The 25,667-nt window shown below is 64.9% G+C and carries 21 protein-coding genes and 2 pseudogenes; 9 read left to right on the top strand and 14 right to left on the bottom strand.

Going from position 1 to position 25,667, the window contains the following annotated elements; genetic code table 11:
• Positions 1–261 precede the first annotated feature (261 nt).
• The 3 genes and pseudogenes from JW897_RS08410 (at position 262) to JW897_RS08425 (ending at position 3,915) form a co-directional block, all read left to right on the top strand.
• Positions 262–2,148: pseudogene (locus JW897_RS08410) on the top strand (ribonucleoside triphosphate reductase).
• A complete protein-coding gene (locus JW897_RS08420; RefSeq protein ID WP_205465811.1) occupies positions 2,129–2,836 on the top strand; it encodes an anaerobic ribonucleoside-triphosphate reductase activating protein in 708 nt (235 codons plus the stop codon). The pseudogene JW897_RS08410 and the gene JW897_RS08420 overlap by 20 nt, the downstream one beginning before the upstream one ends.
• A gap of 278 nt (positions 2,837–3,114) precedes the next feature.
• Entirely contained in the window at positions 3,115–3,915 is an 801-nt protein-coding gene (locus JW897_RS08425; protein WP_205465812.1) for a helix-turn-helix transcriptional regulator, read from the top strand.
• Positions 3,916–3,925: 10 nt separating this feature from the next.
• Here JW897_RS08425 and JW897_RS08430 read toward each other — a convergent pair whose 3' ends face one another.
• Positions 3,926–4,597: an acyl-homoserine-lactone synthase gene (locus JW897_RS08430; protein ID WP_205465813.1), complete on the bottom strand. Its 672-nt coding sequence runs from the start codon at positions 4,595–4,597 to the stop codon at positions 3,926–3,928.
• A gap of 413 nt (positions 4,598–5,010) precedes the next feature.
• On the opposite strand from JW897_RS08430, the gene JW897_RS08435 reads away from it, so the two are divergent.
• On the top strand, positions 5,011–6,192 hold the full coding sequence (locus tag JW897_RS08435; RefSeq protein WP_205465814.1) for an NAD(P)H-dependent flavin oxidoreductase: 1,182 nt from the start codon (positions 5,011–5,013) through the stop codon (positions 6,190–6,192).
• 90 nt (positions 6,193–6,282) lie between these two features.
• Here the strand turns inward: JW897_RS08435 and JW897_RS08440 are convergent, their stop codons facing one another.
• From JW897_RS08440 to JW897_RS08450, 4 genes and pseudogenes are all read right to left on the bottom strand, one after another.
• Positions 6,283–7,077, bottom strand: a complete 795-nt coding sequence (locus JW897_RS08440) for a MetQ/NlpA family ABC transporter substrate-binding protein (protein ID WP_048413738.1) — start codon at positions 7,075–7,077, stop codon at positions 6,283–6,285.
• Between the two features lie 79 nt (positions 7,078–7,156).
• On the bottom strand, positions 7,157–7,834 hold the full coding sequence (locus JW897_RS08445) for a methionine ABC transporter permease (RefSeq protein ID WP_048413737.1): 678 nt from the start codon (positions 7,832–7,834) through the stop codon (positions 7,157–7,159).
• Complete coding sequence (locus JW897_RS24715; RefSeq protein WP_338030562.1) at positions 7,834–8,136, bottom strand: NIL domain-containing protein; 303 nt, start codon at positions 8,134–8,136, stop codon at positions 7,834–7,836. Before JW897_RS24715 ends, JW897_RS08445 begins: the two co-directional genes overlap by 1 nt.
• Positions 8,113–8,844 (bottom strand): annotated as a pseudogene (locus tag JW897_RS08450) (methionine ABC transporter ATP-binding protein); the annotation flags it as partial. The gene JW897_RS24715 and the pseudogene JW897_RS08450, both read right to left, overlap by 24 nt.
• A gap of 217 nt (positions 8,845–9,061) precedes the next feature.
• Here JW897_RS08450 and JW897_RS08455 point away from each other — a divergent pair.
• Complete coding sequence (locus JW897_RS08455) at positions 9,062–10,417, top strand: aldehyde dehydrogenase family protein (RefSeq protein WP_048413735.1); 1,356 nt, start codon at positions 9,062–9,064, stop codon at positions 10,415–10,417.
• 26 nt (positions 10,418–10,443) lie between these two features.
• On the opposite strand, the gene JW897_RS08460 is transcribed toward JW897_RS08455, so the two are convergent.
• Entirely contained in the window at positions 10,444–12,774 is a 2,331-nt protein-coding gene (locus JW897_RS08460) for a type I restriction-modification system subunit M (RefSeq protein ID WP_205465815.1), read from the bottom strand.
• 179 nt (positions 12,775–12,953) lie between these two features.
• Here JW897_RS08460 and JW897_RS08465 point away from each other — a divergent pair, with 179 nt between their 5' ends.
• The gene (locus tag JW897_RS08465) at positions 12,954–14,600 is read left to right on the top strand and encodes a methyl-accepting chemotaxis protein (protein ID WP_205465816.1); all 1,647 of its coding nucleotides are present in this window, start codon (positions 12,954–12,956) and stop codon (positions 14,598–14,600) included.
• Positions 14,601–15,083: 483 nt separating this feature from the next.
• Positions 15,084–16,721, top strand: a complete 1,638-nt coding sequence (locus JW897_RS08470) for an APC family permease (RefSeq protein WP_205465817.1) — start codon at positions 15,084–15,086, stop codon at positions 16,719–16,721.
• 64 nt (positions 16,722–16,785) lie between these two features.
• Here JW897_RS08470 and cynR read toward each other — a convergent pair whose 3' ends face one another.
• On the bottom strand, positions 16,786–17,700 hold the full coding sequence (cynR, locus tag JW897_RS08475; protein WP_205465818.1) for a transcriptional regulator CynR: 915 nt from the start codon (positions 17,698–17,700) through the stop codon (positions 16,786–16,788).
• A gap of 109 nt (positions 17,701–17,809) precedes the next feature.
• Between cynR and JW897_RS08480 the strand changes: the two genes are divergently transcribed.
• Both JW897_RS08480 and cynS read left to right on the top strand, forming a co-directional pair.
• Positions 17,810–18,445 carry a carbonic anhydrase gene (locus tag JW897_RS08480; RefSeq protein ID WP_205465819.1) on the top strand — a complete coding sequence of 212 codons (636 nt, stop codon included), beginning with the start codon at positions 17,810–17,812 and terminating at the stop codon, positions 18,443–18,445.
• Positions 18,446–18,487: 42 nt separating this feature from the next.
• Entirely contained in the window at positions 18,488–18,958 is a 471-nt protein-coding gene (gene cynS, locus JW897_RS08485) for a cyanase (RefSeq protein ID WP_205465820.1), read from the top strand.
• 656 nt (positions 18,959–19,614) lie between these two features.
• Here cynS and JW897_RS08490 read toward each other — a convergent pair.
• From JW897_RS08490 to JW897_RS08520, 7 genes are all read right to left on the bottom strand, one after another.
• On the bottom strand, positions 19,615–20,004 hold the full coding sequence (locus JW897_RS08490; RefSeq protein WP_205465821.1) for a hypothetical protein: 390 nt from the start codon (positions 20,002–20,004) through the stop codon (positions 19,615–19,617).
• A gap of 23 nt (positions 20,005–20,027) precedes the next feature.
• Positions 20,028–20,318, bottom strand: coding sequence for a DUF1484 family protein (locus JW897_RS08495; RefSeq protein WP_205465822.1), 291 nt, complete (start codon positions 20,316–20,318; stop codon positions 20,028–20,030).
• A 450-nt stretch (positions 20,319–20,768) separates the two neighbouring features.
• Complete coding sequence (locus JW897_RS08500) at positions 20,769–21,497, bottom strand: substrate-binding periplasmic protein (protein ID WP_205465823.1); 729 nt, start codon at positions 21,495–21,497, stop codon at positions 20,769–20,771.
• Between the two features lie 324 nt (positions 21,498–21,821).
• Complete coding sequence (tpx, locus tag JW897_RS08505; RefSeq protein ID WP_043594076.1) at positions 21,822–22,319, bottom strand: thiol peroxidase; 498 nt, start codon at positions 22,317–22,319, stop codon at positions 21,822–21,824.
• A gap of 98 nt (positions 22,320–22,417) precedes the next feature.
• The gene (locus JW897_RS08510; RefSeq protein ID WP_048413729.1) at positions 22,418–23,245 is read right to left on the bottom strand and encodes an ABC transporter permease; all 828 of its coding nucleotides are present in this window, start codon (positions 23,243–23,245) and stop codon (positions 22,418–22,420) included.
• Positions 23,246–23,297: 52 nt separating this feature from the next.
• The gene (locus JW897_RS08515; RefSeq protein WP_048413728.1) at positions 23,298–24,557 is read right to left on the bottom strand and encodes an ABC transporter permease; all 1,260 of its coding nucleotides are present in this window, start codon (positions 24,555–24,557) and stop codon (positions 23,298–23,300) included.
• A gap of 57 nt (positions 24,558–24,614) precedes the next feature.
• Positions 24,615–25,649, bottom strand: coding sequence for an ABC transporter substrate-binding protein (locus tag JW897_RS08520; protein WP_205465824.1), 1,035 nt, complete (start codon positions 25,647–25,649; stop codon positions 24,615–24,617).
• Positions 25,650–25,667 lie beyond the last annotated feature (18 nt).

A 25,667-nucleotide genomic window follows, 5' to 3' on the forward strand; every position in this document is an offset into this window, starting at 1 on the left:
CGCCAAGGCCGCCCTTGAGCGCCGCCACCGGCCCCAATCCAGCATAAGTCATGCGCTGTCGCAAACAACACGACATTGCGCTCCCAATGGCCAGGTTTTCGCCTGAAAACCCAGCCGCCGCCATCGCCAAAAGCGCCGCGCTTGATCCGCGTCAAGTTATCACCACCTCAGGCACACAAGCGATAAAACACAATTTATAGTGGCGCTCATTCGATAACTTCACTAGATATAGAAATGAGCACAGCCTCCGCGCCCACCGCCATGGTGGATGCCATCTCCGCGATCGACGAATATCTGGACCGGGCCGACTGGCGGGTCAACGCCAACGCCAATCAGGGCTACAGCCTGGGCGGCCTGATTCTCAACATCGCCGGCAAACTCACCGCCAATTACTGGCTGGAGCGGGTGCTGGCGCCGGAAGCGGCGCTCGCCCACCGCCAGGGCGACCTGCACATCCACGACCTGGACATGCTGTCCGGCTATTGCGCCGGCTGGTCGCTGCGCACCCTGTTGCAAAATGGCTTCAACGGCATCCCCGGCAAGGTGGAATCCGCGCCGCCGCGCCACCTGTCCTCCGCCTGCGGCCAGATCGTCAACTTCCTCGGCACCCTGCAAAACGAGTGGGCCGGCGCCCAGGCCTTCAGCTCCTTCGACACCTATCTGGCGCCCTTCGTCAAAAAAGACGGACTCGATTACGCCGAGGTGCGCCAGTGCGTTCAGGAACTGATCTACAACCTCAACGTGCCCAGCCGCTGGGGCACCCAGACGCCGTTCACCAATCTGACCTTCGACTGGACCTGCCCGGACGACGTCGCCGAGCAGATCCCGGTGATAGGCGGCGAGGAAATGCCGTTCCGCTACGGCGACTGCGCGCGCGAAATGGCGATGATCAACCGCGCCTATATCGAAGTGATGCTGGCCGGCGACGCCAAAGGCCGCTCCTTCACCTTTCCCATCCCCACCTACAACATCACCCGCGACTTCGACTGGCACGGCGAAAACACCGACCTCTTGTTCGAAATGACCGCCAAATACGGCCTGCCCTACTTCCAGAACTTCGTGAACTCCGACCTGGAGCCGCAAATGGTGCGCAGTATGTGCTGCCGGCTGCAACTGGACTTGCGGGAACTGCTCAAGCGCGGCAACGGCCTGTTCGGCAGCGCCGAGCAAACCGGCTCCGTAGGCGTCATCACCGTCAACTGCGCGCGCCTGGGCCACCGCTTCGCCGGCGACTACGCCGGGCTGCTGGCCGAAACCGACCGCCTGCTGGAACTGTCCCGCGACGCGCTGGAGAAGAAACGCAGCGAAGTGCAGGCGCGGATAGACGACGGCCTCTATCCCTACACCCGTCATTTCCTCGGCTCGCTGCGCAATCACTTCAGCACCATAGGCGTCAACGGCATCAATGAAATGATCCGCAATTACAGCGCCGACCGCATCGACATCACCAGCGAGGAAGGCCACCAACTGGCCTGCGACTACCTGGACCACATCCGCCAGCGCATGGTCGAATTCCAGGAAAGCACCGGCCACCTGTACAACCTGGAAGCGACGCCGGCGGAAGGCACCACCTACCGCTTCGCCAAGGAAGACCGCAAACGCTACCCCGGCATCCTGCAAGCCGGCAGCGACGCCCATCCTTACTACACCAATTCCAGCCAGCTGCCGGTGGGCTTCACCGACGACCCCTTCGAGGCCCTGCAACGCCAGGAACTGCTGCAGCGCAAATACACCGGCGGCACCGTGCTGCATCTCTATATGACCGAAGCGGTCAGCAGCGCCGACGCCTGCCGCGAACTGGTGCGGCGCGCGCTGTCCCGTTTCCGCCTGCCCTACATCACGGTGACGCCCACCTTCTCGATCTGCCCCAAGCACGGCTATCTGTCCGGCCACCACGAATTCTGCCCGCGCTGCGACGCGGAACTGCTGGCGCGCCAGCCTTCATAAGCCCTCAAGAAAGGAAAGCTCATGACTCCCCCCACCCGCATCCCCGGCCAAGACGCCGCTCCGCTCCAGGACGAACAGCGCACCCGCTGCGAAGTCTGGACCCGCGTGATGGGCTATCACCGCCCGGTGCAGTCCTTCAATATCGGCAAGCGCGGCGAATTCGACGAACGGGTCTGCTTCAGTGAACGCGCAGGCAGCTGAGCCCGCAGCGGCCCGCATCGGCGGGCTAACCCCGTTCTCCAGCTGCGACTGGCCGGGCAAACTGTGCGCCGTGGTCTTTCTCGCCGGCTGCCCCTGGCGTTGCGGCTATTGCCACAACCCGCACCTGCTGCGGCGCCAAAGCGGCGAAACCCGCTGGCCGGACACCCTGCGCTGGCTGCAAAGCCGGGTCGGCCTGCTGGACGGCGTGGTGTTCTCCGGCGGCGAACCGTTGCAGGAGCCGGCGCTGCCGGCGCTGCTGGAGCAGACCCGGGCGCTGGGCTTCGCCACCGGCCTGCATACCGGCGGCGCTTATCCGCAGCGCCTGCGTCGGGCGCTGCCGCTGCTCGATTGGGTCGGCCTGGACATCAAGACCGATTTTTGCGCCTACCCGGCGCTGACCGGCTTGCCCCGCAGCGGCGAGCAGGCCGAGGCGGCGCTGCACTGTCTGTTGCAAAACAACAGCAATTTTGAATGTCGCAGCAGCATACATCCGCATTGGCACAGCGAAGCGCAGCTGGCCGCGCTGGCGCGGCGGCTGGCCGCGCTGGGCGTCGCCGACTACCACTGGCAGCGGCTGCGCCCGCCGCCGTCCGCCGCCTTGCTCCCGGCTCCCGCCGGCTGGCCGGCGCCGAAGCTGATAGAAGAGATCGCGCCTTTGTTCCAGCGCTTCAGTTATCGGGAACACTGACAGAAGGTCCAGTTTTCCCGGCTTGTCCAAGCGTCTCCCTTATGACGCCCCGACTTCCCCCCTAGTTTGCCCCCCGTCAAATAGCACCAATTAAGTCATTGATCAATATAATTATTTCTACTTACGGATTTTTGGACAGGCAATTTGTTATAATGTCGGCGACGAATGCAACAGTCGCTGTTCTTGGCACCAGAACAAGGAGTTAGCGCTTCCCATGCCTTTTGCATGTGGGCTACTATCCAGCAGCGTAAAACCACAAGATCAAGAAAGATTTGCTCATGGTCATCTCAAATTCCGCGATAGCACGGCCGCTGCCCAGCGGCTTGTCCGCGAGTCAGCAATGGACGTTGCTGGAATGGATTCACCTTGCAGGACAAATCGAAACCGAAGCCGAGCTCAGGGCTTTCCTTGACGTCATCATCAGCCAGGCGCCTTCAGAGCACATTGTCCTGGCTTTGGGTCGAGTCAACCAACAACAGCAGATCCAACGCTTGGAACGCGTGGTGAATGTCAGTGATCCGGTTGAGTGGACCGAGCAGTACATGAAGGAAAACTACTCCCAATGCGATCCCATTCTGCGCATTCACCTGGGCCAGGGCCCGGTCTCGTGGAATGACAGGTTCAGCCGAGCAAAGGGCAAGGATGAGAAGAAATTCATTGCGGAAGCCTCGTCCGTCGGTTTAGGCGACGGTTTGAGCTTTAGCGCGGTGTCGCAACGCAACAACCTGGGTTGCATTTTCTCCCTGAGCGGCAGCGAAACCATCAACGACAGCAATCTGGTGGCCATGCTGGATTGCCTGACTCCACACTTGCATCAGGCCGCGGTGCGCGTAGCGAATTTGCCGCCGGCAACTCCCAGCTCCATGCCCTTGTCCCAGCGTGAATACGATATTTTCCACTGGATGAGCCGCGGCAAGACCAACTGGGAGATCGCCACCATTCTGGACATCAGCGAGCGCACGGTGAAATTCCACGTCGCCAACGTCATCCGCAAGCTGAACGCCAACAATCGTACCCATGCCATCGTGCTCGGCATGCATCTGTTGCCGCCTCCCGGTCTTGTCGTCAGCGGCCCATAGCTCAAACGTGTCAAATCAGATGCGGCATTGAGGCATGCTGCGCTTCAAACTCCCGCCAAGCGCGAGCCCGTTCCTTTGGCGCCTCAATGCCCTTCCGCAACCCCAGAATAAACTCGGGTTCCGCCTGCGGCCAGTCCACATAGCCGGCCATGGATAGCACGCCGCCGTCCAAGTGCATGGGCACGCCCACTGGCACTACCGGAAACCCCATCCGAACAATGTGCCGGTAAAAAACCGGTTCAACCACGAAATACATGCGCTCGATGCCGCGCGGCAACGACCATTCCAACAGGCTCAGATAGAGCAAACGTCCAACCGTCCTCATTTGCTGCGGAGAAATGTGCTTTTCTACCGCAAAGCGGGTGATCTCCGCCGTCCTCTCCCCCTTCATGATTTTCTCGCCCGAGGCCAATAATCGGGAAAATTCTCTCTCTATCATAAAAGGGTGCGTGCCATGGGTCAGACGCACAGACCCCAGTACGCCATATTTGTCTTGGACGGCAAGGTTGTCGGAAAAATCATCGTATTCGTCACGGTCCAAGCCATCTGGACTTGGAGCCACCCAATGCAGCTGTTCGCGAAAAACATGATGACGGAATTTCAACAAATCCGTCTCCCTATCCATTCCGTTCACTCTACTGATCAGCGTATTGCCCAGCTCGATAGGAAAAAAACGCGCCATAACTATCTCCTAATCCATTTTTCTAACCGCAGGGGCAATGTAAGTGCTGGTTTCCACAGCGAAATCTGACCAAATGGCCAGGAAATGGAGTTGAAAGATGTGCTAGCAGTTTGCGACGTGGCCTTTTTCGCGATTGATGAAAAAAAAGCCTACGCAATCCATTTTTCACCAAAATGAAATGACATAAACATAATCAGAAAACCAAAAACCACCTCCTTAGAAATATCCTTACTAAAATCAAAAGCTTGCACTATCTTATGCAAGACATAAAAATACCCAAGTCATTGAAGCATCGATCTTTTTCCCGCGTTAAAAAGCGAGCCATCCTTAGTTTTTTGCTCTAGAGCAAAGACTCTCAATCCCGCCGCGCCTAAGATCGCCTAGTTATTCATCCGTACCGGCATCGTTGCTAAATGACCACAAACATTCCGCTCTACGCTCCCCTGCAAATAGGACAACGCGCCCTGCTGCCCATCGTGCAGGGCGGCATGGGCATAGGCGTCTCCGCCAAAAGCCTGGCCGGCCACGTCGCGCGCGAAGGCGCGCTGGGCACCGTGGCCAGCGTCGATCTGCGCCACTTGCACGCCGACCTGGTCGAGCAGTCGCGATACGCGCGCGGCCAGGCCGAGCTGGACCGCCTCAACCTGATCGCGCTGGATCGCGAAGTGAAGGGCGCGCTGACCTACGCCCAGGGCCGCGGCATGGTGGCGGTCAATGTGATGAAGGCCGTGGCCTCCTACCCGGACTATGTGCGCCAGGCTTGCGAATCCGGCGCCGAAGCGGTCGTGATGGGCGCCGGCCTGCCGCTGGACCTGCCGGACATGACCGCGGACTTTCCCAAGGTGGCCTTGATTCCCATCCTGTCCGAGGCGCGCGGCATCGGCATCGTGCTCAAGCGCTGGATGAAGAAAGGCCGCTTGCCGGACGCCATCGTCATCGAGCATCCCAAGCACGCCGGCGGCCATTTGGGCGCGACCAGCCTCGCCGAGCTGGACGCCGAACGCTTCAGCTTCCAAAAAGTGCTGGAAGACAGCCGCCAGCTGTTCAAAAGCCTGCAGCTGGAGGGCGAGCGCATCCCGCTGATCGTCGCCGGCGGCGTCAACAGCTTTGAGAAGATGAAGGCCTGCATCCAGGACTTCGGCGCGTCGGCGGTGCAGATAGGCACCGCCTTCGCCGTCACCCGCGAAGGCGACGCCCACGACAACTTCAAGCGCACGCTGGCCGAGGCCAAGCCGGAAGACATCGCCGAATTCATGAGCGTGGCCGGCCTGCCGGCGCGCGGGGTGCTGACGCCCTTCCTGAAAAGCTATCTGAAGCGCGAAGCCATCCTGCAGGCCAATGCCAAGCCCGATCCGGCGCGCTGCACCCAAAGCCTCAATTGCCTGAGCGCCTGCGGCTTGCGCGACGGCGTGGCCAAGATGGGCCAGTTCTGCATCGACCTCAAACTGGCGGCAGCCTTCCGCGGCGAAGTGGGCAAGGGCCTGTTCTTCCGCGGCGCCGATCCGCTGCCCTTCGGCGACGCGATGCGCAGCGTCAGCGAAACCATCCGCTACTTCCTGACCGGAGAGAGGCCGGCCGATCTCGCCGCGACATGAGCCGGCGCTGAAGACGCCGACAAGACAAAGCCCCGCGAAGCGGGGCTTTGTCGTTCAAACCCAGAGATGCCGGGCGGCTCAACAAGAGACTCAGAACGCCGGGATCACCGCGCCCTGATACTTGCTCTCGATGAACTTGCGCGCTTCCGGGCTGGCCAGCGCGGCGGCCAGCTTCTTCACGCCGGCGCTGTCCTTGTTGTCGGCGCGCGCCACCAGCAGGTTGGCGTACGGCGAGGTGGTTTCGATGAACAGCGCGTCGCGCTTGGGATTGAGCTTGGCTTCCAGCGCGTAGTTGGCGTTGATCAGCGCCAGGTCCACCTGCGGCAGCACGCGCGGCAGGGTGGCGGCTTCCAGTTCCTTGATCTTCACCTGCTTGGCGTTGGCCGCGATGTCCTTCACCGTCGGATACAGATTGTGGCGGTCCTTCAGCTTGATCACGCCGCCCTGATCCAGCAGCAGCAAGGCGCGGCCGGCGTTGGTCGGGTCGTTGGGAATGGCCACGGTCGCGCCCTTGGGCAGGTCGGCCACTTTCTTGAACTTGCTGGAGTAAGCGCCGAACGGCTCGATGTGCACCGGCTTGCTGGCCACCACCAGCTTGGTGCCGCGGTCCTTGTTGAACTTGTCCAGATAGGGGATGTGCTGGAAGAAGTTGGCGTCCAGGCGCTTCTCCGACACTTGCAGATTGGGCTGCACGTAGTCGTTGAACACCTTCACCTCCAGCTTGACCCCTTGCTTGGCCAGGGTCGGCTTCAAGGCTTCCAGGATCTCGGCGTGCGGCACCGGGGACGCGGCCACGGTGACGGTCACCGGATCGGCGGCCAGCGCCTGCGCGCCCCACAGCGCGGTCACGGCGGTAAAGGCGAAGCGAGCGATATTCTTTTTCATGATACGTTTTCCTCTATTCAACACAGGTTTTGGATTCAAATCTGTTCGAGTTTCCGATGGCGGCCGATGCGCGCTGCGCTCAGCCGCGCTGACAGCGCAGCACCAGCCGGTCGCCGAAACTCTGGATCAATTGCACCAGCAACAGCAGCAACACCACGGTCACCACCATCACCTCGGTCTGGAAGCGCTGATAGCCGTAACGCACCGCCAGATCCCCCAGGCCGCCGCCGCCGATGACGCCGGACATCGCGGTGTAGGACACCAGCGCCACCGTAGTCACCGTCGCCGCGCCCACCAGTCCGGGCAAGGCTTCCGGCAGCAGCACGTGGCGCACGATCTGGCTCAGGCTGGCGCCCATGGACTGGCTGGCTTCTATCACCCCGCGGTCCACCTCGCGCAGCACGTTTTCCACCAAGCGGGCGAAAAAGGGCGAGGCGCCGGCCACCAGCGGCGGAATCGCGCCGGCCACGCCTATCGAAGTGCCCACCAGCTTCAGCGTCAGCGGAATCATCACGATCAGCAAAATCACGAAGGGCAAGGAACGGAACACATTGACCAGGAAGGACAGCGTCGCGTACAGCCGCGGCCGCGCCAGCAACTGGCCCGGCGAGCTGACGTACAGCACCACGCCCAGCGGCAGGCCGAACAGCACGGTGAACAGCAGCGAAGCGCCCAGCATGGTCAAGGTGTCCAGCGTGGCCTGGCCGATTTCCAGCCAGTCCATGCTCAGTAATTGGGCCCAGTCGAAACCTTCCATCACAGCACCTCGCAACGCACGCCCTGACGGGCGAATAATTCCGGCAGGCTCTCCAGCGGGGCCTCCGACTCGATCACGCCGGCCACCAATTGGCCGAACGGCGTGCCCTTGATCTCGGACAGCGTGCCGCTGACCAGATTGAAGCGGGCGCCCGCCTCCTTGCCCACCACGTCCAGCACCGGCTGCAAGGTGGGATCGCCGACGAAGGTCAGCTTGATCAACGGCGCGCCCACGCGCTGCTGCCAGGTCTGGCGCGCCTCTTCCTGATACAGCCCGGTTTCCGCCAGCAGGCCGCGGGTCACCTCGTGCTGCGGATGCAGGAACACGTCCAGCACCGGCCCCTGCTCCACCACGCGGCCGTGGTCCAGCACCGCCACCTGATCGCATAGCTGGCGGATCACGCGCATCTCGTGGGTGATCAGCACAATGGTCAGGCCCAGCTGGCGGTTGATGTCGGCCAGCAAGGCCAGGATGGCGTCCGTGGTTTCCGGGTCCAGCGCCGAGGTCGCCTCGTCGCACAGCAACAGTTCCGGATGATTGGCCAGCGCGCGGGCGATGCCGACGCGCTGCTTCTGGCCGCCGGACAACTGCGCCGGATATTTGTCGCGGTGGCCGGACAGGCCCACCAGGGCCAGCAGCTCCTCGACGCGGGCGTCCATATCGGCCGCGGACACGCCGCCGGCCAGTTCCAGCGGAAAACGCACATTGGCGGCCACGGTGCGCGACTTCAGCAGATTGAAGTGCTGAAACACCATGCCGATGCGCTGGCGGCGCAGCTGCAATTGCCGGCCGTCCAAAGCGGTCAGATCGGTGTCGCCCAGTCTCACCGCGCCGCGGTCCGGGCGCTCCAGCAGATTCAGGCAACGCACCAGCGTGCTCTTGCCGGCGCCGGAGCGGCCGATGATGCCGAACACCTCGCCCTTGGCCACTCGCAGGCTGACATTGTCCAGCGCCGGCACGTCGCGGCCGTCCACCCGGTAATGCTTGTATAAGTTCTCTATTTCAATCATGCCTTGCCTCTGAATCCCGCCATCCGTCAACGCCACTGCCTGGCGATTGCGAACCAGTCTATAAGCAAGTCACATAAAACCTAAAGAACTATAAATTTAATCATTTATTCAAATTAGAAATATAAATGGCAAAGCGCCGCGGAATTGACGTCGCTCACCCCCGCCCCCGGGGATTTTTGCTACATTGTGTCTTTGCTTGAAATCGATACCGCATGTCATGACCGCCTTTACCAGCTGCAACCCCGCCACAGGAGAAGTCGTCTACACCCGCGCCGCCTGGCCGGAAGCCCAACTGTCCGCCGCCCTCGCCCAACTGCGGGAAGCGCAGCGCCACTGGCGCGAACTGAGCGTGGCAGAACGCGCCGGCCAATTGCTGCGCCTGGCCGACCAGTTGCAAACCCATCGCGAAGAACTGGCCGGCCTGGTCACGCTGGAGGTGGGCAAGCGCACCGCGGAATGCCTGGCCGAAATCGACAAGTCCGCCCAACTGATCCGCTACTACGCCCAGCTGGCGCCGGAGTTGCTGGCCTCGCTGGAAATCCCCACCCAGGCCAGCCGAAGCGGCGTGGCTTTCGAACCGCTGGGCACGGTGCTGGCGGTGATGCCGTGGAATTATCCGATCTGGCAGGTGCTGCGCTTCGCGGTGCCGGCGCTGATGGCCGGCAACGCCTGCCTGGTGAAGCCGGCGCCGTCGGTGCCGCAATCCACCCTGCGCCTGCTGGAGCTGGCGCGCGCCGCCGGCCTGGCGGTGCTGGACGTGGCCTGGATAGATCATGATCAAGTGGAAGAAGCCGTCCGCCAGTGCGACGCGGTGGCCTTCACCGGCTCCACCCAGACCGGGCGCGCCATCGCGGCGCTGGCCGGCCGCCATCTGAAGAAAACCGTGCTGGAGCTGGGCGGCAGCAATCCCTTCATCGTGCTGGCCGACGCCGATGTCGCCGCCGCGGCCCAGGACGCGGCCAACTCCCGCTTCCGCGACGCGGGCCAGAGCTGCAACGCCGCCAAGCGCATGATCGTGGTGCCGGAGATCGCCGAAGCCTTCATCGAGGCCTTCTGCGCCGAAGCCGCCAAACTGCGCGCCGGCGACCCGCGCCACCCGGCCACCACCTTGTCCCCGCTGACCCGCGCCGATCTGCGCGAAGCCCTGCACGCCCAGGTGCTGGACGCGGTCGCCCACGGCGCCGAGCTGCGGCTGGGCGGACAGATGCCGGCCACGCCCGGCTTCTTCTATCCGGCCACGGTGCTGGACCGCGTCAATCCGGACTGCCGCGTCTATCACGAAGAAGTGTTCGGCCCGGTGGCCAGCATCCTGCGCGCGAGCGACGAGGCCGACGCGCTGCGGCTGGCCAACGACACCCCGTTCGGCCTGGGCGCCAGCATTTACAGCGCGGACAAGGAACGCGCCTGGTCGCTGGCGCGCCAGATCGAAGCCGGCAGCGTGTTCATCAACCGCCACACCAGTTCGGACCTGCGCCTGCCTTTCGGCGGCGTCAAATCCTCAGGCTACGGCCGCGAGCTGTCCGAGTTCGGCCTGTACGAGTTCGTCAACGTCAAGACCTACTGGCAGAAATAAGCCGCCGTCGCGACGGCGTCCGGCCCTCAGTCTTCCGCCGGGAAGGCCTCCAACAGCGCGTCACGCCGCGCCTGCCATTGCAGCAGGCGCTGTTGCAGGACGAGCAAGGCCTCGTCCTGGCGCGCCAGTTCCTCCACCAGCTTGCGCTGCTCGCTGAGAGGCGGCACCGGCAACGGCATTTCCGCCAGCGCCTCGAAGCCGAACTCGACGCCCTCCACCGCCGCGCCCAGCCGCTCCAGGCAGAAGCGCCACCCTTCGGACTGGCGGTAGCACTCCAGGAAAGCCGGCGTGATCCGCGCCTCGTCCAGCGCGAAAGCCCGCTGCTCCGCCGTCGCCAGCGCCGGAGCGTCGCCGGCGTGGCGCGCCAGCGCGCCCTGATACAGGCGCGCCGGATCGAAGGCGAAAGCGTTGGGCGGCAGCGTCGTGCCCACGCCCGCGCCGGCCCGGCGCCAACCGCCGTCCTCGGTGGCCTCCAGCAACTCGCCCTCGGCGGTGGCCGCCAGCGGCGCCGCCAGTTCGCCCAGCTTGCACACCTCCCAGTTGCCGGGGATCACCCCCAGCGGGCTGGGCTTGAACGATTGATGCGGGCTCCATTTGCCCATGCGCCGCGTGCCGTAGCCGCGGTTGAGCAAGGTCTGGATGCCGCTGGGGCGCAGCTTGCGCTTGGCCGCGTACTGGCTGGACAGCAAGTCCAATTTTTCGTCCGTCAAGGCCAGGCAGCCCTCCAGCTCGCCCGCCTCCGCCTGCCAACCCCCTTCTTCGGAGAAGAAGGCCGCCAGCCGCGCGTCCAGCGCCTGTTCCTGCTCCTGCAAGGCGGCCAGCTCGGTGGCCAGCGCCTCGGCGTCCACCACCTCGGCCGCCTCGTCCTGGGCGAAGTAGCGCTGCACGTTCAGATTGCCGCGGTGGCCTTGCTTGATCTCGCGCAGCCCCACCAGGCGCAGATAGTCCGGCTCCTCCGCCTCCTGCTCCACCGCGGCGCGATAAGCGCGCAGGATGTGTTCGATGTCCTCCTGCCGCAGCGTGTTCTGCACCCGGCCGCGGCCGAACTCCTTGCTGGCGTCGACGATGATCACCTTGTTGCGCAGGCCCGCCGGCTTGTTCTTGTTCAACACCACCACGCAGGTGGGCATGCCGGAGCCGTAGAACAGAGCCGGCGGCAAGGCGATCACCGCCTCGATGCGGTCGCCGGACTGACCCTGGCTGCCGAACAGCAGGCCGTTGCGGATGCGGCCCTCGTCGCCGTCGCGGAACAGCACGTCGTGCGGCATCACCAGCGCGGCGCGGCCGTCCTCCTTCAAGGTGGCCAGCACGTGCTGGACGAAGGCGTAATCGCCGAAGCTGCGCGGCGGAACGCCGTAGCCGAAGCGCTTGTGCTCATCGACCAGCTTCTTGTAATTGGGCTCGGCGGGAGGGCGCTTGCGCCGGCGCTTCTTGCCGTCGGTCGGCGGCGGTTCCGCCGCCTCGGCCTCAAGCGGCGTCCACCAGTTCTTCACCGTGAACGGCAGCTGCGCCACGATGCGGTCGAAACGCGGCAGCCAGCCCTCCGCGGTCAGATGCCTGGGCTCCACCAGGGTGTCGCCCAGTTCCAGGCTCATGTCCACGCCGTGGAAATACGCGCACAGCTTGGCCATCGCCCAGGTGGCCGGCAGTTTTTCCTGGCCGAACAACTCCAGCGCGACGCGGCCGTCCGGCAGGCGCCCGCCCGGCCGCGCGCCCAGCATGCGCCAGGCGTCCAGCAAGGTGCCGGCCGCGCCGCAACTGGGGTCGTACAGGCTCTGGCCCGGCTGCGGCTCCGCCAGCCGCAGCAGCAACTGGCTGACCGGCCCCGGCGTGGAAAAAGCGCCGCCGCGCTTGCCGGACTCCGCCGCGTAGCGGCGCACCAGCCCTTCGCAGACCTCGCCCAGCCGGGACGGGTCCTCCAGATCGGCGTCGCCCAGCTTCAGCGCGCCGATATGGTTCATCAAGGGATGCAGCACCTCGTCGTTCAAGCGCTTGTGGCCCTGGTACTGCGCCACGCTGAGCACGCCGGCCAGCGTCGGATGATGTTCCTCGATGGCGGCCACCGCCTTGTCCAGCGCCTCGCCTATGCCTTTCTTGCGCTCCTGCAGCCCGGGCCAGCGCGCGTGCTGCGGATAGACGCCGTATTGCTCCTGCACCACGCCGTCGGCGCGCTTGCGGCTCATGCCCTCGGCCGCCACCCGCGCCTGCACCCGCTCCGCGAACACATCGTGGAGGCGCTTGAGCACAAACAGGCCGAACACGTGGTTCTTGTAGTCGTACAGGTCCACTTGCTCGCGCAGCAGCTCCGTGGACGCCCACAGCGCGTGTTCCAACTGGTCCGGGGATAGCAAAGTCATAAGCCAACAACCAAGTTAAATGACAAACCCGGCTATTTTAGCCGCATCGCCGCTCAGCGTCGGCAAAGAATGGTCGCGGCGAAACGCTTCGCACCGGGACAATTCATCTTCATGTCATCCTGCCGTCATCCGGCGCGCCTAGACTGCGGCTCTCCCGCATCGCAACGCACGACATCATCATGACTTTGGCCAAACGCCTGTGGCTGACCATCTTCTTCACTCTCGCCAGCCTGGCGCTGGCTCTCCTCCTCACCGGGCAGCAACTGAACGGCCTGACCCGCGCGGTGGACCGCCACAGCGCGCGTCAGCAATTGAGCGCCAGCCTGTACCAGCTCAAGGCCGGCGTGCTGCAGCTGTCGCGGCTGGACCCGCTGCTGCCGGACAGCCCGGCGCGGCTGCGGGAAACCAGCCTGGCCGTGGCGCGGCTGACCGGCGACATCGCCTCCGGCCTGCCCGCCAATGAAGCCGCCGCCTTCCGTCAGGCGGTGGGCCGGCTGTGGCAGGATTACGAGCGCAATCTGAGCAGCGCGCTGGCCATCGCCGAGACCGCGCCGCAGGACGCGCTGTCCATTCCGGAACAAGCCTGGCAGCAAAGCCTGCAGCCGCTGGCGGCGCTCTTGGACCGCCAGCAGACGCAGGAACAGCGGCGGCTGGCCGAGGAAACCGCGCAATTGCAGGACACGCTGCAAGGCCTGGCCTGGCTGACCCTGGGGCCGCTGGCGCTGGCCAGCCTGGTGGTGGCGGCGATGCAGCTGGCGCTGGCGCGGCGGCTGAAGCGGCAACTGCAGGCGATGGCGGCGTCCGCCGACGCGCTGGGGGAAGGCAATCTGGCGATGCGGCTGCCGGCCCAGGGCCGCGACGAGCTGGCCGCCACCGCCGCCCGCCTGAATCAGTTCCTGAACAAGCTGAGCGACTTGCTGCGCCGAGTGGAGGCCGACGCCCGCCGCAGCGGCGGCGACTGCCAGCGCCTGCAATTGCTGACCTTGCAGGTGGCCGACGCCAGCCGCCAGCAAAGCGCCAAGGCCAAGCTGAGCAACGAGGCCGCCCACGCGGTGGCCGACAGCGCCCAGACCGTGGCCGGCCATCTGCTGCAGGCGGACGCCCACACCCGGCAAGCGGCGGACGACACCGGACGCGCGCGCGAACTGGGCCGGCGCAACGCCGAGGCGATGCGGACGCTGGCCGACAATATGGACTGCGCGCAGACGGAAATGCGCCAGCTCCAGCACAGCCTGGACGACATCGCCGGCGTCAGCGGCCTGATCCGCGACGTGGCCGAACAAACCAATCTGCTGGCGCTCAACGCCGCGATCGAAGCCGCGCGCGCCGGCGAAAGCGGCCGCGGCTTCGCCGTGGTGGCCGACGAGGTGCGCAAATTGTCGGAGCGCACCCGCGCCGCCACCGGCAGCATCTTCGACGCGCTGGGCCGGGTGGAGGGAGCCACCGGCTCGCTGCACGCCGCGCTGGAGCAGGCCGGCGACGCCTGCGCCGACAAGCTGGATTCGCAACAGGCGCTGGACCAGGCGCTGCTGCAAGTGGACGCCGGGCTGGAACGCCTGAACCGGCTGATGGCCGACATCCGCGAGCACAGCGCCGCCCAGGCGCGCGCCGGCGGCGACATCCGCCAGCACGGCCACGAAGTGGCCCATCTGGCCGCCGCCATCGATCAGCAAATGCAGCAAGCCGCGCCGGTGATGCAACACCTGGCCGACGCGGCCCAGGATTTGAACCAGACCCTGAGCTGGTTCCGCATCGACGCGCCGGACGCCGCCCACGCCGCCGCCGACGGCGCGCCGGGCTGGACCTTGCGACAGCAGCCGGCCTGAGGCGCCGCGCCGGCGGCAATTAGGCAGTAAATTGCCGCCTGGCTTCACATAGAGCATTTATTCCATCCAAACGCTTGCCATTCGCCTAAACGCGCAATAGATCGCCCTTTAGCTCGCCATTTTCAATCTTTTGTCATGTTTGAAATAAGCTAGCGAGTACATTTCGTTACATACCGTAATGAAAAGCAAAGGTAGATTAGCCCCCTCTTATAAAAGAGCACATCAGACCGGGTCCACCCGGCACCCGGGACAAGCTCGCCGACGCTCTCCGCGCCGACGCCTCCAGCACGCCGCCATTCACCATGCCATGCCTTCCGCCGCGGACGGCCGGGCGGGCGCGTCGTGGCCGGAACTTGTCCCCATCGCTTGCCCGCCGCGTCCGGAGCTGACTCCACCGGACCGTCGGGTTTTTAGAAGCTGTTTTCGTCTTGCCTCGCTCTTGCTCGCGAGATCGCAAACAGGTTCTTTAGACAGGAGATACCTTTGACGCAGCAACACTCCCGCCATATCGGCCCCGTCGCCCTGATGCTGACCGGCCTGGGCTCCATCATCGGTTCCGGCTGGCTGTTCGGCGCCGCCCACGCCGCCCAGATCGCCGGCCCGGCCGCCATCGTCGCCTGGATAGTCGGCATGGTGATCATTCTTTCCATCGCCCTCAGCTACGCGGAACTGGGCGCCATGTTCCCGGAAAGCGGCGGCATGGTGCGCTACGCCCGCTACTCCCACGGCTCCCTGCTCGGCTTCATCGCCGGCTGGGCCAACTGGATCGCCATCGTCTCGGTGATTCCGATCGAGGCCGAAGCCTCGGTGCAATACATGAGCTCCTGGCCCTACCCCTGGGCCCAGCAACTGTTTTCCAACGGCGAACTGACCCCGCCCGGCCTGATGCTGTCCGCGCTGCTGGTCATCGTCTACTTCATGCTCAATTACTGGGGCGTGCGCCTGTTCGCCAAGGCCAATAGCGCCATCACCATCTTCAAGGTGATCGTGCCGGCGCTGACCGTGGGCGCGCTGATCTACAGCGGCTTCCACCCCGGCAACCTCGGCGGCGACACCCCCGGCGGCTTCGCGCCGTTTGGCTGGGCCAGCGTGATGACGGCGGTGGCCACCAGCGGCATCGTGTTCAGCTTCAACGGCTTCCAGAGCCCGATCAACCTGGCCGGCGAAGCCCGCAATCCGGGCAAGAGCGTGCCCTTCGGCGTGGTCGGCTCCATCCTGCTGGCGGCGGTGATCTACGTGGCGCTGCAAGTGGCCTTCATCGGCGCGCTGTCGCCGTCTGACCTGGCCCACGGCTGGCAAGGCCTGAACTTCAGCTCGCCCTTCGCCCAACTGGCGATGGCGCTGGGTCTGAACTGGCTGATGCTGCTGCTGTACTTCGACGCCTTCGTCAGCCCCAGCGGCACCGGCGCCACCTATATGGCCACCACCTCGCGGATGATTTACGGCATGCAGCGCAACGGCACCATGCCGGAGATCTTCGGCCGCATCCACCCGCTGTACCAGATTCCGCGTCCGGCGATGTGGTTCAACCTGGCGATCTCCTTCGTGTTCCTGTTCTTCTTCCGCGGCTGGGGCACGCTGGCGGCGGTGATCTCGGTGGCCACCGTGATTTCCTACCTGACCGGCCCGATCAGCGTGGCCGCGCTGCGCCGCTGCGCCGACGACCTGCCGCGCCCGTTGCGCCTGGCCGGCCTCGGCGTGATCGCGCCCTTCGCCTTCGTCTGCGCGTCCCTGGTGCTGTACTGGGCGCGCTGGCCGCTGACCGGCGAGATCATCTTCCTGATCGTGGCCGCGCTGCCGGTCTACTTCTGGTATCAGGCCCGCGCCGGCTGGCCGGAATTCGGCCGCGAACTGAAGGGCGCGCTGTGGATGGTGCTCTACCTGCCGACGATGGCGCTGCTGTCCTATATCGGCAGCCGCGACTTCGGCGGCATCGGCCTCTTGCCTTACGGCCCCGACATGGCGGTGGTGGCGGTGGTGTCGCTGGGCTTCTACTACTGGGGCGTCAACAGCGGCTGGCGCACCCGTTATCTGGACGCCGAGCACGACGCCCGCGCCGTCGCCGACATGGCGGCCGCCGAGAACGCGCCGCGCGGCAAGCTGGCCGGCCAGCAAGCCTAAGCCCCTCCCGGAGGCCGCTCAGCCGGCCTCCGTCGCGGGCGGCCCCGCGCCGCCCGCGCCTCTCTCAGCCTTCCCCCCGCTCCACGCCCTCGGCGCCCAACTCCTCTCCCAAAGCCTCCAACACCGGCAATGCCGCGCGCAAAGCGGCGCTGCGATAGGCGGCCTTGCGCGTCAGCACCGCCGCGCTGCGCGCCGGCAACGGCGTTCTCAAGCCCACCGCGCCCAGCTCCGGGTGCTGGCGCGTGATCGCCCGCGGCAGAATGGTGGCGCAATCGCTGTGACGGACGATTTCCATCACCGCGCCGATGCTGTTGGCCTGCGCCGCGATCCGCGGTTTCAGGCCCAGCTCCCGGAAATAACGATCGATGTGGCCGCGGGTGGCGAAGTCCGCGCTCAACAGCGCCCAGGGCGTCCGCGCCAGCGCTTCCGCGCCGACCGCCTCCGTCTGCCGCCGCCAAGGGTGGCCGTCGCCCACCACCACGGCCAGGGTTTCGCTGAACAGCGGCCGCGCGTCGATCTCCGCCGAGCGCGCCTGATCGAAGGCGATCCCCGCGTCGATCTCGTCCTCCAGCAAGGCCAGCTCGATCGCGTCCAGCGTCGCCTCGCGCACGCAGAGCTCGATGCCGGGGTAGAGACGGCGCAGCCGCGCCGCCAGCGGCCCCAGCAGATAGCTGGCGAAAGTCGGCGTCATCGCCAGCCGCAGGCTGCCGCGCGACAGATCGCCGACATCGCGGGTGGCCCGCTGCGCCGCCTCCAGTTCGCGCAGCGCGCGGCGCGCGTATTCCAGATAGGCGACGCCGGCGTCGGTGGGCCGCACCGTGCGCCCGCCGCGGTCCAGCAGCTGCGCGCCCACCGCCTCTTCCAGTTGCTTGATCTGCTGCGACAGCGTGGGCTGCGAGACATGCAGCGCCTCGGCCGCCCGGGTGAAGTTGCCGTGCTCGGCCACGGCCTGCAGATAACGGATGTGTCGGAGAATCATGCGCCCAAACTATAGGAAATAATTATGGAAATCATTTTATATCGGTCTTGGACCCTATAGAAAAAAAGCCTCATCCTTGGCGCATCCCTTCCCCGCCAAGGAGCAAGCCATGCAAACCCTCATCGACGGTTTTCTGAAATTCCAACAGGAAGCCTTTCCCCAGCGTTCGGCGCTGTTCCGCGAGCTGGCCGACAAGCAGGCGCCCGGCGCGCTGTTCATCACCTGCTCGGACAGCCGCGTGGTGCCGGAACTGCTGACTCAGCAAGAACCCGGCGAGCTGTTCGTGATCCGCAACGCCGGCAACATCGTGCCCTGCTACGGGCCGGAGCCGGGCGGCGTCACCGCCTCGGTGGAGTACGCGGTGGCCGCGCTGGGCGTCGCCGACATCGTGGTCTGCGGCCACTCCGACTGCGGCGCGATGACGGCGATCGCCAACGGCCACTGCCTGGACCATCTGCCAGCGGTGGCCGGCTGGCTGCGCCACGCCGACTCCGCCAAAGTGGTCAACGCGGCGCGCAGCCACGACAGCGCCCGCCAGCGGCTGGACGACATGGTCAGGGAAAACGTCGTCGCCCAGCTGGCCAACCTCAAGACCCATCCCTCGGTGGCGCTGGCGATGCGCCAAGGCCGGCTGCGCCTGCACGGCTGGGTCTACGACATCGAAACCGGCGACATCCTGGCCCTGGACCACTCCAGCCAGCGCTTCGTTTCCCTGACGGATTTTCCGCTGACCCGCGCCGCCTGAAACCGGCGCATCCGACACCAACCCTAGAGAAAGGACCATCCCATGCAACAATCCAACATCAGCCAGGACCTCCGCGTCGAACTGACTGCCCGCGCCCTCGCCGCCAAGGCCTTGAAAGACCTGAGCTGGGAGCAAGTGGCCGCCGACACCGGCCTCAGCCTGGCCTATGTCACCGCCGCCGTGCTGGGCCAGCACGCGCTGCCCAAGCCGGCCGCGGAGCTGGTCTGCGAACGGCTGGGCCTGAGCGCGGCCGACGCCTTGCAACTGCAAGCCATTCCGCTGCGCGGCAGCATACCCGGCGGCATTCCCACCGACCCCACCATCTACCGCTTCTATGAAATGATCCAGATCTACGGCACCACGCTGAAGGCGCTGGTGCACGAGAAATTTGGCGACGGCATCATCAGCGCCATCAACTTCAAGCTGGACATCCGCAAAGTGGAAGACCCGGACGGCGGCGAACGCGCGGTGATCACCCTGGACGGCAAGTTCTTGCCCAATAAGCCCTATTAAGCACCCGTTCACGCCCGCAAGGGCGTGAACACGTTCTGATGGCTTCCCCCAACCCAACGCGGCCCCAACCGTAGGGTGGGGGCGCGCAGCGATGCCCACGCGGAAACGGGTGCGACGCCACAGGCCGCCGGACAGCCGCGTGTTGGTGGGTATCGCCTTACGGCTCCACCCACCCTACCCAAACGTCGCCAACCGTAGGGTGGGAGGAGCGCAGCGATACCCACGCGGAAACGAATACGACGCCATCAACCTACCGGATAGCCGCCTGTTGGTGGGTATCGCCTACGGCTCCACCCACCCTACCCACGCGCCGCCAACCGTAGGGTGGGAGGAGCGAAGCGATGCCCACGCGGAAACGGACACGACGCCATCAACCTACCGGGCAGCCGTGCGTTGGTGGGTATCGCCTACGGCTTCACCCACCCTACCCAAACGCCGCCAACCGTAGGGTGGGAGGAGCGCAGCGATACCCACGCGGAACGGTTCGACGCCATAGGACCGCCGGACTGCCGCGCGTTGGTGGGTATCGCCTACGGCTCCACCCACCCTACCCACGCGCTGCCAACCGTAGGGTGGGTGGAGCGCAGCGATACCCACGCGGGAAACGACCTCGACGCCCAAAACCTGCCGAACAGCCGCGCGTTGGCGGGGTTCGCCTACAGCTTCACCCACAGCGCGGGCTGGCTTCGGACGGCCAAAGGCTCCGGCGCCGGCGCGCCCACCAGCGCCTGACGGGCGGTGACTATATTGCTGAAGCCCGCCAGGCGATAGCATTCCCGCGCACAGGTGTCGCGGTTGGTCCATTTCCCGGACGCCCACATCCGCAACAAGGCGACGCGGGCGGGCTCGTGCTCGCCACGCCATTTGTCCCACAGGTAAAAACTCGTCTGCGCCTGCCGGATCTCCAGATGGATGGCGGCAGTGTCGGCCGGATGGTCCGGGTGGTCGTCCGCCAGCGCAATGGCCCCGATGCACTCTTCGTAGGCGGAGATCAAACTGGCGGCGCGTTGGAGGACGTCGCGGTGCTGGATCAGCAGCTTCATCATGGCAATGCTCTCCCTGATAGCCATCACAGCACGCCGTTAAAGTGTTCCAGCCCCTGTTTCAAGCGCTGCTGTATCGGCTCCAGCAAGGCCAGCGCGTCCTCGCTGGTAAACAGCAGCGGCTCGTCGCGGCGTTCCAGCAAGGTGATCAAGGCCAATAAGCCGGTGTGGGCGGTGCGCATGTCCATCAGGCCGCGCAGTAGCGCGCTGTCCAGTTCGACATAGCAATGGTTCAGTTGCTGGCCCAGTTCGCCCAGCTGCACCAGATCGCCGGTGACGGCGGGCAAGCGCTTTGAACAGCGGTGTAACTGCTCCATCAACGGTGCAGCGGCGGGTGTGGCGGCTTGGCCTGCGCAATGGGGGCAAGCGGGAGGCGGCATAGCGGGGGGAAAGGTAGAGAAGGTCATCACGGTCTCCATGTCATCTGTGGAAACCTGCCCAGGCGAGGCTGGGGCAGGCACATGACAAGGTTGCAAAACCGGCTAGCTTCTTCCAAAGAACCGGCAGCCCTCAAGGGGCTCCCTGCCACGACCCGCCCCGAATGGGTACGGCGTGGCAACAGACGTAACGGTGCCAAAGCGGACCGTTGTGTCTGCGGGAGAAGCTAGTTTGGGTTTGCAAGCCCTGCGCTGTGTGATTGAGCACGGCGCGGAACCAAGCCTAAACAGGCTGGTGGAGGGCGTCAAGGCATTGGGAGAGCCGCAAGCCGCGGGAAGATAAGCATGGCGTGTAATTCGCGGGATAGCCGCGCGCGGGCGTCAGGCCAATCAGGGAAGAGGAAGTATGGATTGATTAATGCGCTGCATCAGTTCGGGGCTGGCCTGCTTGCTGCACATGATGTAGCGCTTGAGCCCTTCGGGAATGTCTTTGAAAGACAAGATCGTCAGTTTTTTCGCATCGATTTCTTTTTTCTGCAGCAAGTATTTGTAGTCCTCGACATCGATCAGCATATAGTCGGCGCGCTGAGAAACAATCATTTGCGCCAGTTCGCCCGGCGTCACCGTCGAATCCATCACCGCGGCGGCGGCGTGCTCAATCATCGCATCCAATTCAGGGCCATAGGAAACGCCGGCCACTTTGCCCAGCTTGAATTCAGGACTGGCGAACAGCGCTTTTAGCGTGCTGAATTTTTGGATGTTTTTTGCGGATTTGATATTGGCCAATACCAGGTGCGGCTTGTCTTGGTGAATGGCCGAGGAAAACAGCGCAAAGGCCTCGCGCTCCGGCGTTTTATACCAGCCGGGGGAACAAATCAGTTTCTTATTGGCTTGGATATTGTTGAGAATGCGTTTGGCGGGCACTTCCTCAAACTCCGCCGACACCGCCGCGCGGTGCAAGATTTCAATGGTCCGCTCCAATAAAAAACCTGCCGGTTTTCCATTCTGGCTATAGCTGTAGGGCGGTTTGTCCCGATACTGCAAGGACAGGGCCTGCTCCGCCAAGCAGCCCGGCGCGCACCCCAGCAATAAGAGGGAAAAGAGTAGCCGCTTAGCCATATGTCCTCCAGCCGGGTTCCGTCGCGCGAGCATGGGCGCGATCTGGTTTGAGCATGCGGCGGCGTAACGGCTTGGGCCGTTAAGCCGCGCCCGCGTCGTATGGCTCAAGGTCGAATCTTTTGAAAAGATAAATTTAAAGCCGCGGTGATGGCTCCACTATAGGATTATTTTTCCCTGGCGGCGGCGCGTCGAACCGCTGAGTTGCGCATGCCCTGGAAGGGCTTGCCTTGCGGGGCAAGCCCGCGCCCGCCGGCCGGCTTCGGCGTCCGCGCCGGGCGCAAAAAAACCCGCCATACCGGCGGGTTTGGTTTGCGGTGGCGCAGCTTACAGCGCGGCCAGCGCGGCGTCGTAGTTCGGCTCTTCGCCGATCTCGGCCACCAGCTCGCTGTGCAGCACCTTGTTGTCCTTGTCCAGCACCACCACCGCGCGGGCGGTCAGGCCGGCCAGCGGGCCGGAGGCCAGCTTGACGCCGTAGTCGGCGGCGAACTGCGGATTGCGGAAGGTGGACAGGGTCACCACATTGTCGATGCCCTCGGCGCCGCAGAAGCGCTTCTGCGCGAACGGCAGGTCGGCGGACACGCACAGCACCACGGTGTCGGCCAGCTTGGCGGCGCGTTCGTTGAACTTGCGCACCGACATCGCGCAGGTGGGGGTGTCCACGCTCGGGAAAATGTTCAGCACCTTGTTCTTGCCGGCGTAGTTGTCCAGTTTGACTTCGGCCAGGTCGGCGGAGGTCAGGGTCAGCGCCGGGGCTTGCTGGCCCTTGGCCGGCAGCGCGCCGGCCACTTCAACCGGATTGCCGCGCAGAGTAACGGTAGCCATGTGGGAATTCCTTATTTGGGTTCAGGGGTGAGTGACTCCGCTAGTGTGCGGCACACTGGCCGAATTTCAACCCCTCCCAAAGTAGGGCCAAGCCCATCTCAGCCGGCCGGCCGGCTGCGCAAGCGCTCGGAACGGCCGCGCAACCACTCCAGCGTCAGCAGCATCAGCACCGAGAAACCAATCAACAGCGTGGCCGCCGCGGCGATGGCGGGGCTGAGGTTTTCGCGGATGCCGCTGAACATCGCCCGCGGCAGCGTCGTCTGGCCCGGCCCGGCGACGAACAGCGTCACCACCACCTCGTCGAAGGAGGTGCCGAAGGCGAACAGCGCGCCGGAGATCACCCCCGGCGCGATCAGCGGCAGCGTCACCTTGAAGAAAACCCGCAGCGGCGACGCGCCCAGGCTGGCGGCGGCGCGCACCAGATTGCGGTTGAAGCCCTGCAGCGTGGCGCTGACGGTGATCACCACGAAGGGCACGCCCAAGGCCGCGTGCAGCAACACCAGCGTCAGATAGCTGTTGTCCATGCCCAAGGGCGCGAAGAACAGATAGCCGGCCACGCCGACGATCACCACCGGCACCACCATCGGCGAGATCAGCACCGCCATCAGCAGGCCCTTGCCGGGAAACTCGGCGCGGGTCAGGCCGATGGCGGCCAGCGTGCCCAGCGTCATCGCCAGCACGGTGGCCAGCGGCGCGACGATCAGGCTGTTCTGCAAGGCGCGCATCCACTCCGCCGAGGAGAAGAATTCCTGATACCAGCGCAGGGAGAAGCCGTTGAGCGGATAGACCAGGAAGGCGCTGCCGTTGAAGGACAGCGGGATGATCACCAGTACCGGCAGCACCAGAAACAGCAGCGTCAGGCCGCTCAGCAGGCGGTGCAGGTAAAACCACAAACGTTCTTCCGGCAAGGTGTGATGGCTTGGCATCGGTTTGGCTCTCCAGTATCGGTTTGGTCCAAGCGGCTATCCAGGCGGCGCTTCAGCCCAGCCGCAGCCGCTCGCTGCCCACCAGGCGGTGGTAAACCGCGTACAGCAGCAAGGTGGCCGCCAGCAGCAAGCCGCCCAGCGCGGTGGCCATGCCCCAGTTGATGGTGGTGTTGGTGTAGAAGGCGACGAAATAGCTGACCATCTGGTCATTGGGGCTGCCCAGCAAGGCCGGGGTGATGTAGTAGCCGATGGACAGGATGAACACCAGCAGGCAGCCGGCGCCGACGCCGGCCACGGTCTGCGGCGCGTACACCCGCCAGAAGCTGGCGAAGGGGTGGCAGCCCAGCGAGATCGCCGCGCGCAAATAGCTGGGCGAGATGCCCTTCATCACGCTGTAGATGGGCAGAATCATGAAGGGCAGCAGGATGTGCACCATGGCGATGTAGACGCCGACGCGGTTGAACACCAGCTGCAGCGGCTGCTCGATCAGGCCCAGGCTCATCAAGGCGGCGTTGATCAGGCCGCCTGACTGCAGCAGCACGATCCAGGCGGCCACCCGCACCAGCACCGAGGTCCAGAACGGCAGCAGCACCATGATCATCAGCAGATTGCTGCGGCGCGTGGGCAGGCTGGCCAGCAGATAAGCCAGCGGGTAGGCCAGCAGCAGGCACAGCGCGGTCACCACCAGGCTCATCCAGAAGGTGCGGGCGAACACGCTCAGGTAAATGCCCTGATCCGGCATCGCGCGGCTGAGCTCGCCCAGGTCGTCGATGCGGTGATCCAGCGACGCCAGCAGATAGTAAGGGGTGTAGGCGGACTGGTTGCGGCGTATCGCCAGCCAGTAGGCTGGATCGCCCCAGCGCTCGTCCAGCTCGGTCAGCGCCTGCTTGAACGAGGCCGGCGCCGGCTCCAGCGGCAAGGCGCGCGCGGTCTTGCCCAGCAGGCTGCGGTAGCCGGGCACTTCCATGTTCAGCCGCTTGCCCAGATCGCCCAGCGTCTGCCGCTCGCCGGCCAGGCTCACGTCGTCGACGAGCGCGCGGTAGGCCGCTTCCGGCGGCAGCGATTTGCCGTCCCAGACCGCCAGCGCCCGCACCGTCCGCGGCAAGTTGCCCGCCACCTCGGGATTGTCGACGCTGCGCAGCAGCAGCGCGCCGATGGGCACGATGAAGGTCAGCAACAGGAACAACAGCAGCGGCGCCACCAGCGCCAGCGACTTGAGCTTGCCCAGCCGCTCCGCCCGGGCCAGCCGCGCCTTCAGGGGCCGCTCGTCCGGCGCGGACGCGCGGGAATGGGATACCGTGGAAGCCGTCATGACCTTACTCCGTTATGGCCGCCGAAAGGCGGCCTCCGCTAAATGAAGGACGAGCGCTTACTTAGCCGCCCAGGCGTTGAAACGCTGTTCCAAGCTCTCGGCGTGGTCGGCCCAGAATTCCAGATTGATCTTCAGCGCGTCCTTGATGTTCTGCGGCGCGGTGGGCAGATCCGGCAGCTCGCTCTTGTCCAGCAACGGAATCGCCCGCTTATTGCTGGGACCGTAGGCGATGTTCTGCGAATAGACCTTCTGGTTTTCCGGCTTGCTGGCGAAGGCGATGAACTGGTAGGCCTGCTCGCGCTTGGGCGTGCCCTTGGGAATCGACCAGTAGTCGAAGTCGTAGAGATTGCCGTTCCACACCACTTTCAGATTCTTGCCCTCCTTGCGCGCCACCGCGATGCGGCCGTTGAAGGCGGAGCTCATCACCACATCGCCGGAAGCCAGGTATTGCGGCGGCTGGGCGCCGGCCTCCCACCACTGCAGATAGGGCTTGATCTGATCCAGCTTCTTGAAGGCGCGGTCCACGCCGGCCGCGGTGCCCAGCGCCGGATAGACCTCCTTGGCCGCCACGCCGTCGGCCAGCAGCGCGATCTCCAGCGTGCCCTTGGCGCCCTTGCGCAAGCCGCGCTTGCCGGGGAATTTCTTCACGTCCCAGAAATCCTTCCAGCCCGCCGGCGCGGTCTTCAGCTTGTCGGCGTTGTAGGCCAGCGCGGTGGACCAGACGAAGATGCCGATGCCGCAGGGCTGGGCCGCGCCGGGCACGAAGTCCGCCTTGTTGCCGATGCGCGCGTAGTCCAGCCGTTCCAGCAGGCCCTCGTCGCAGCCACGCACCAGTTCCGGCGATTCCACTTCCAGCACGTCCCAGGACACGCTCTTGGTGTCCACCATCGCCTTGAGTTTGGCCATTTCGCCGTTGTACTCGCCGCTGACCAGCTTGAGCCCGGCGCTCTTCTGGAATGGCGCGTAATAGGCCTTGGCCTGGGCGTCCTTATTGGCGCCGCCGTAGGAAATTACCGTCAAATCCTTGGCCGAAGCCGCACCGGCCAAAGCCAGCGCCGCGCCCAGCAGCATGCATCCTTGTTTCTTCACCATCCCCATTCTCCTTGTTGA

This window comes from Chromobacterium alkanivorans (genome assembly GCF_016937655.1).
Lineage (GTDB): Bacteria > Pseudomonadota > Gammaproteobacteria > Burkholderiales > Chromobacteriaceae > Chromobacterium > Chromobacterium alkanivorans.

Coding starts and splice junctions, on each gene's coding strand:
- JW897_RS08425 (WP_205465812.1), top strand. CDS start 3,115: ATGGTCATCTCAAATTCCGCGATAGCACGGCCGCTGCCCAGCGGCTTG.
- JW897_RS08430 (WP_205465813.1), bottom strand. CDS start 4,597: ATGGCGCGTTTTTTTCCTATCGAGCTGGGCAATACGCTGATCAGTAGA.
- JW897_RS08435 (WP_205465814.1), top strand. CDS start 5,011: ATGACCACAAACATTCCGCTCTACGCTCCCCTGCAAATAGGACAACGC.
- JW897_RS08440 (WP_048413738.1), bottom strand. CDS start 7,077: ATGAAAAAGAATATCGCTCGCTTCGCCTTTACCGCCGTGACCGCGCTG.
- JW897_RS08445 (WP_048413737.1), bottom strand. CDS start 7,834: ATGGAAGGTTTCGACTGGGCCCAATTACTGAGCATGGACTGGCTGGAA.
- JW897_RS08455 (WP_048413735.1), top strand. CDS start 9,062: ATGACCGCCTTTACCAGCTGCAACCCCGCCACAGGAGAAGTCGTCTAC.
- JW897_RS08460 (WP_205465815.1), bottom strand. CDS start 12,774: ATGACTTTGCTATCCCCGGACCAGTTGGAACACGCGCTGTGGGCGTCC.
- JW897_RS08465 (WP_205465816.1), top strand. CDS start 12,954: ATGACTTTGGCCAAACGCCTGTGGCTGACCATCTTCTTCACTCTCGCC.
- cynR (WP_205465818.1), bottom strand. CDS start 17,700: ATGATTCTCCGACACATCCGTTATCTGCAGGCCGTGGCCGAGCACGGC.
- JW897_RS08480 (WP_205465819.1), top strand. CDS start 17,810: ATGCAAACCCTCATCGACGGTTTTCTGAAATTCCAACAGGAAGCCTTT.
- cynS (WP_205465820.1), top strand. CDS start 18,488: ATGCAACAATCCAACATCAGCCAGGACCTCCGCGTCGAACTGACTGCC.
- JW897_RS08490 (WP_205465821.1), bottom strand. CDS start 20,004: ATGATGAAGCTGCTGATCCAGCACCGCGACGTCCTCCAACGCGCCGCC.
- JW897_RS08495 (WP_205465822.1), bottom strand. CDS start 20,318: ATGGAGCAGTTACACCGCTGTTCAAAGCGCTTGCCCGCCGTCACCGGC.
- JW897_RS08500 (WP_205465823.1), bottom strand. CDS start 21,497: ATGGCTAAGCGGCTACTCTTTTCCCTCTTATTGCTGGGGTGCGCGCCG.
- tpx (WP_043594076.1), bottom strand. CDS start 22,319: ATGGCTACCGTTACTCTGCGCGGCAATCCGGTTGAAGTGGCCGGCGCG.
- JW897_RS08510 (WP_048413729.1), bottom strand. CDS start 23,245: ATGCCAAGCCATCACACCTTGCCGGAAGAACGTTTGTGGTTTTACCTG.
- JW897_RS08515 (WP_048413728.1), bottom strand. CDS start 24,557: ATGACGGCTTCCACGGTATCCCATTCCCGCGCGTCCGCGCCGGACGAG.
- JW897_RS08520 (WP_205465824.1), bottom strand. CDS start 25,649: ATGGTGAAGAAACAAGGATGCATGCTGCTGGGCGCGGCGCTGGCTTTG.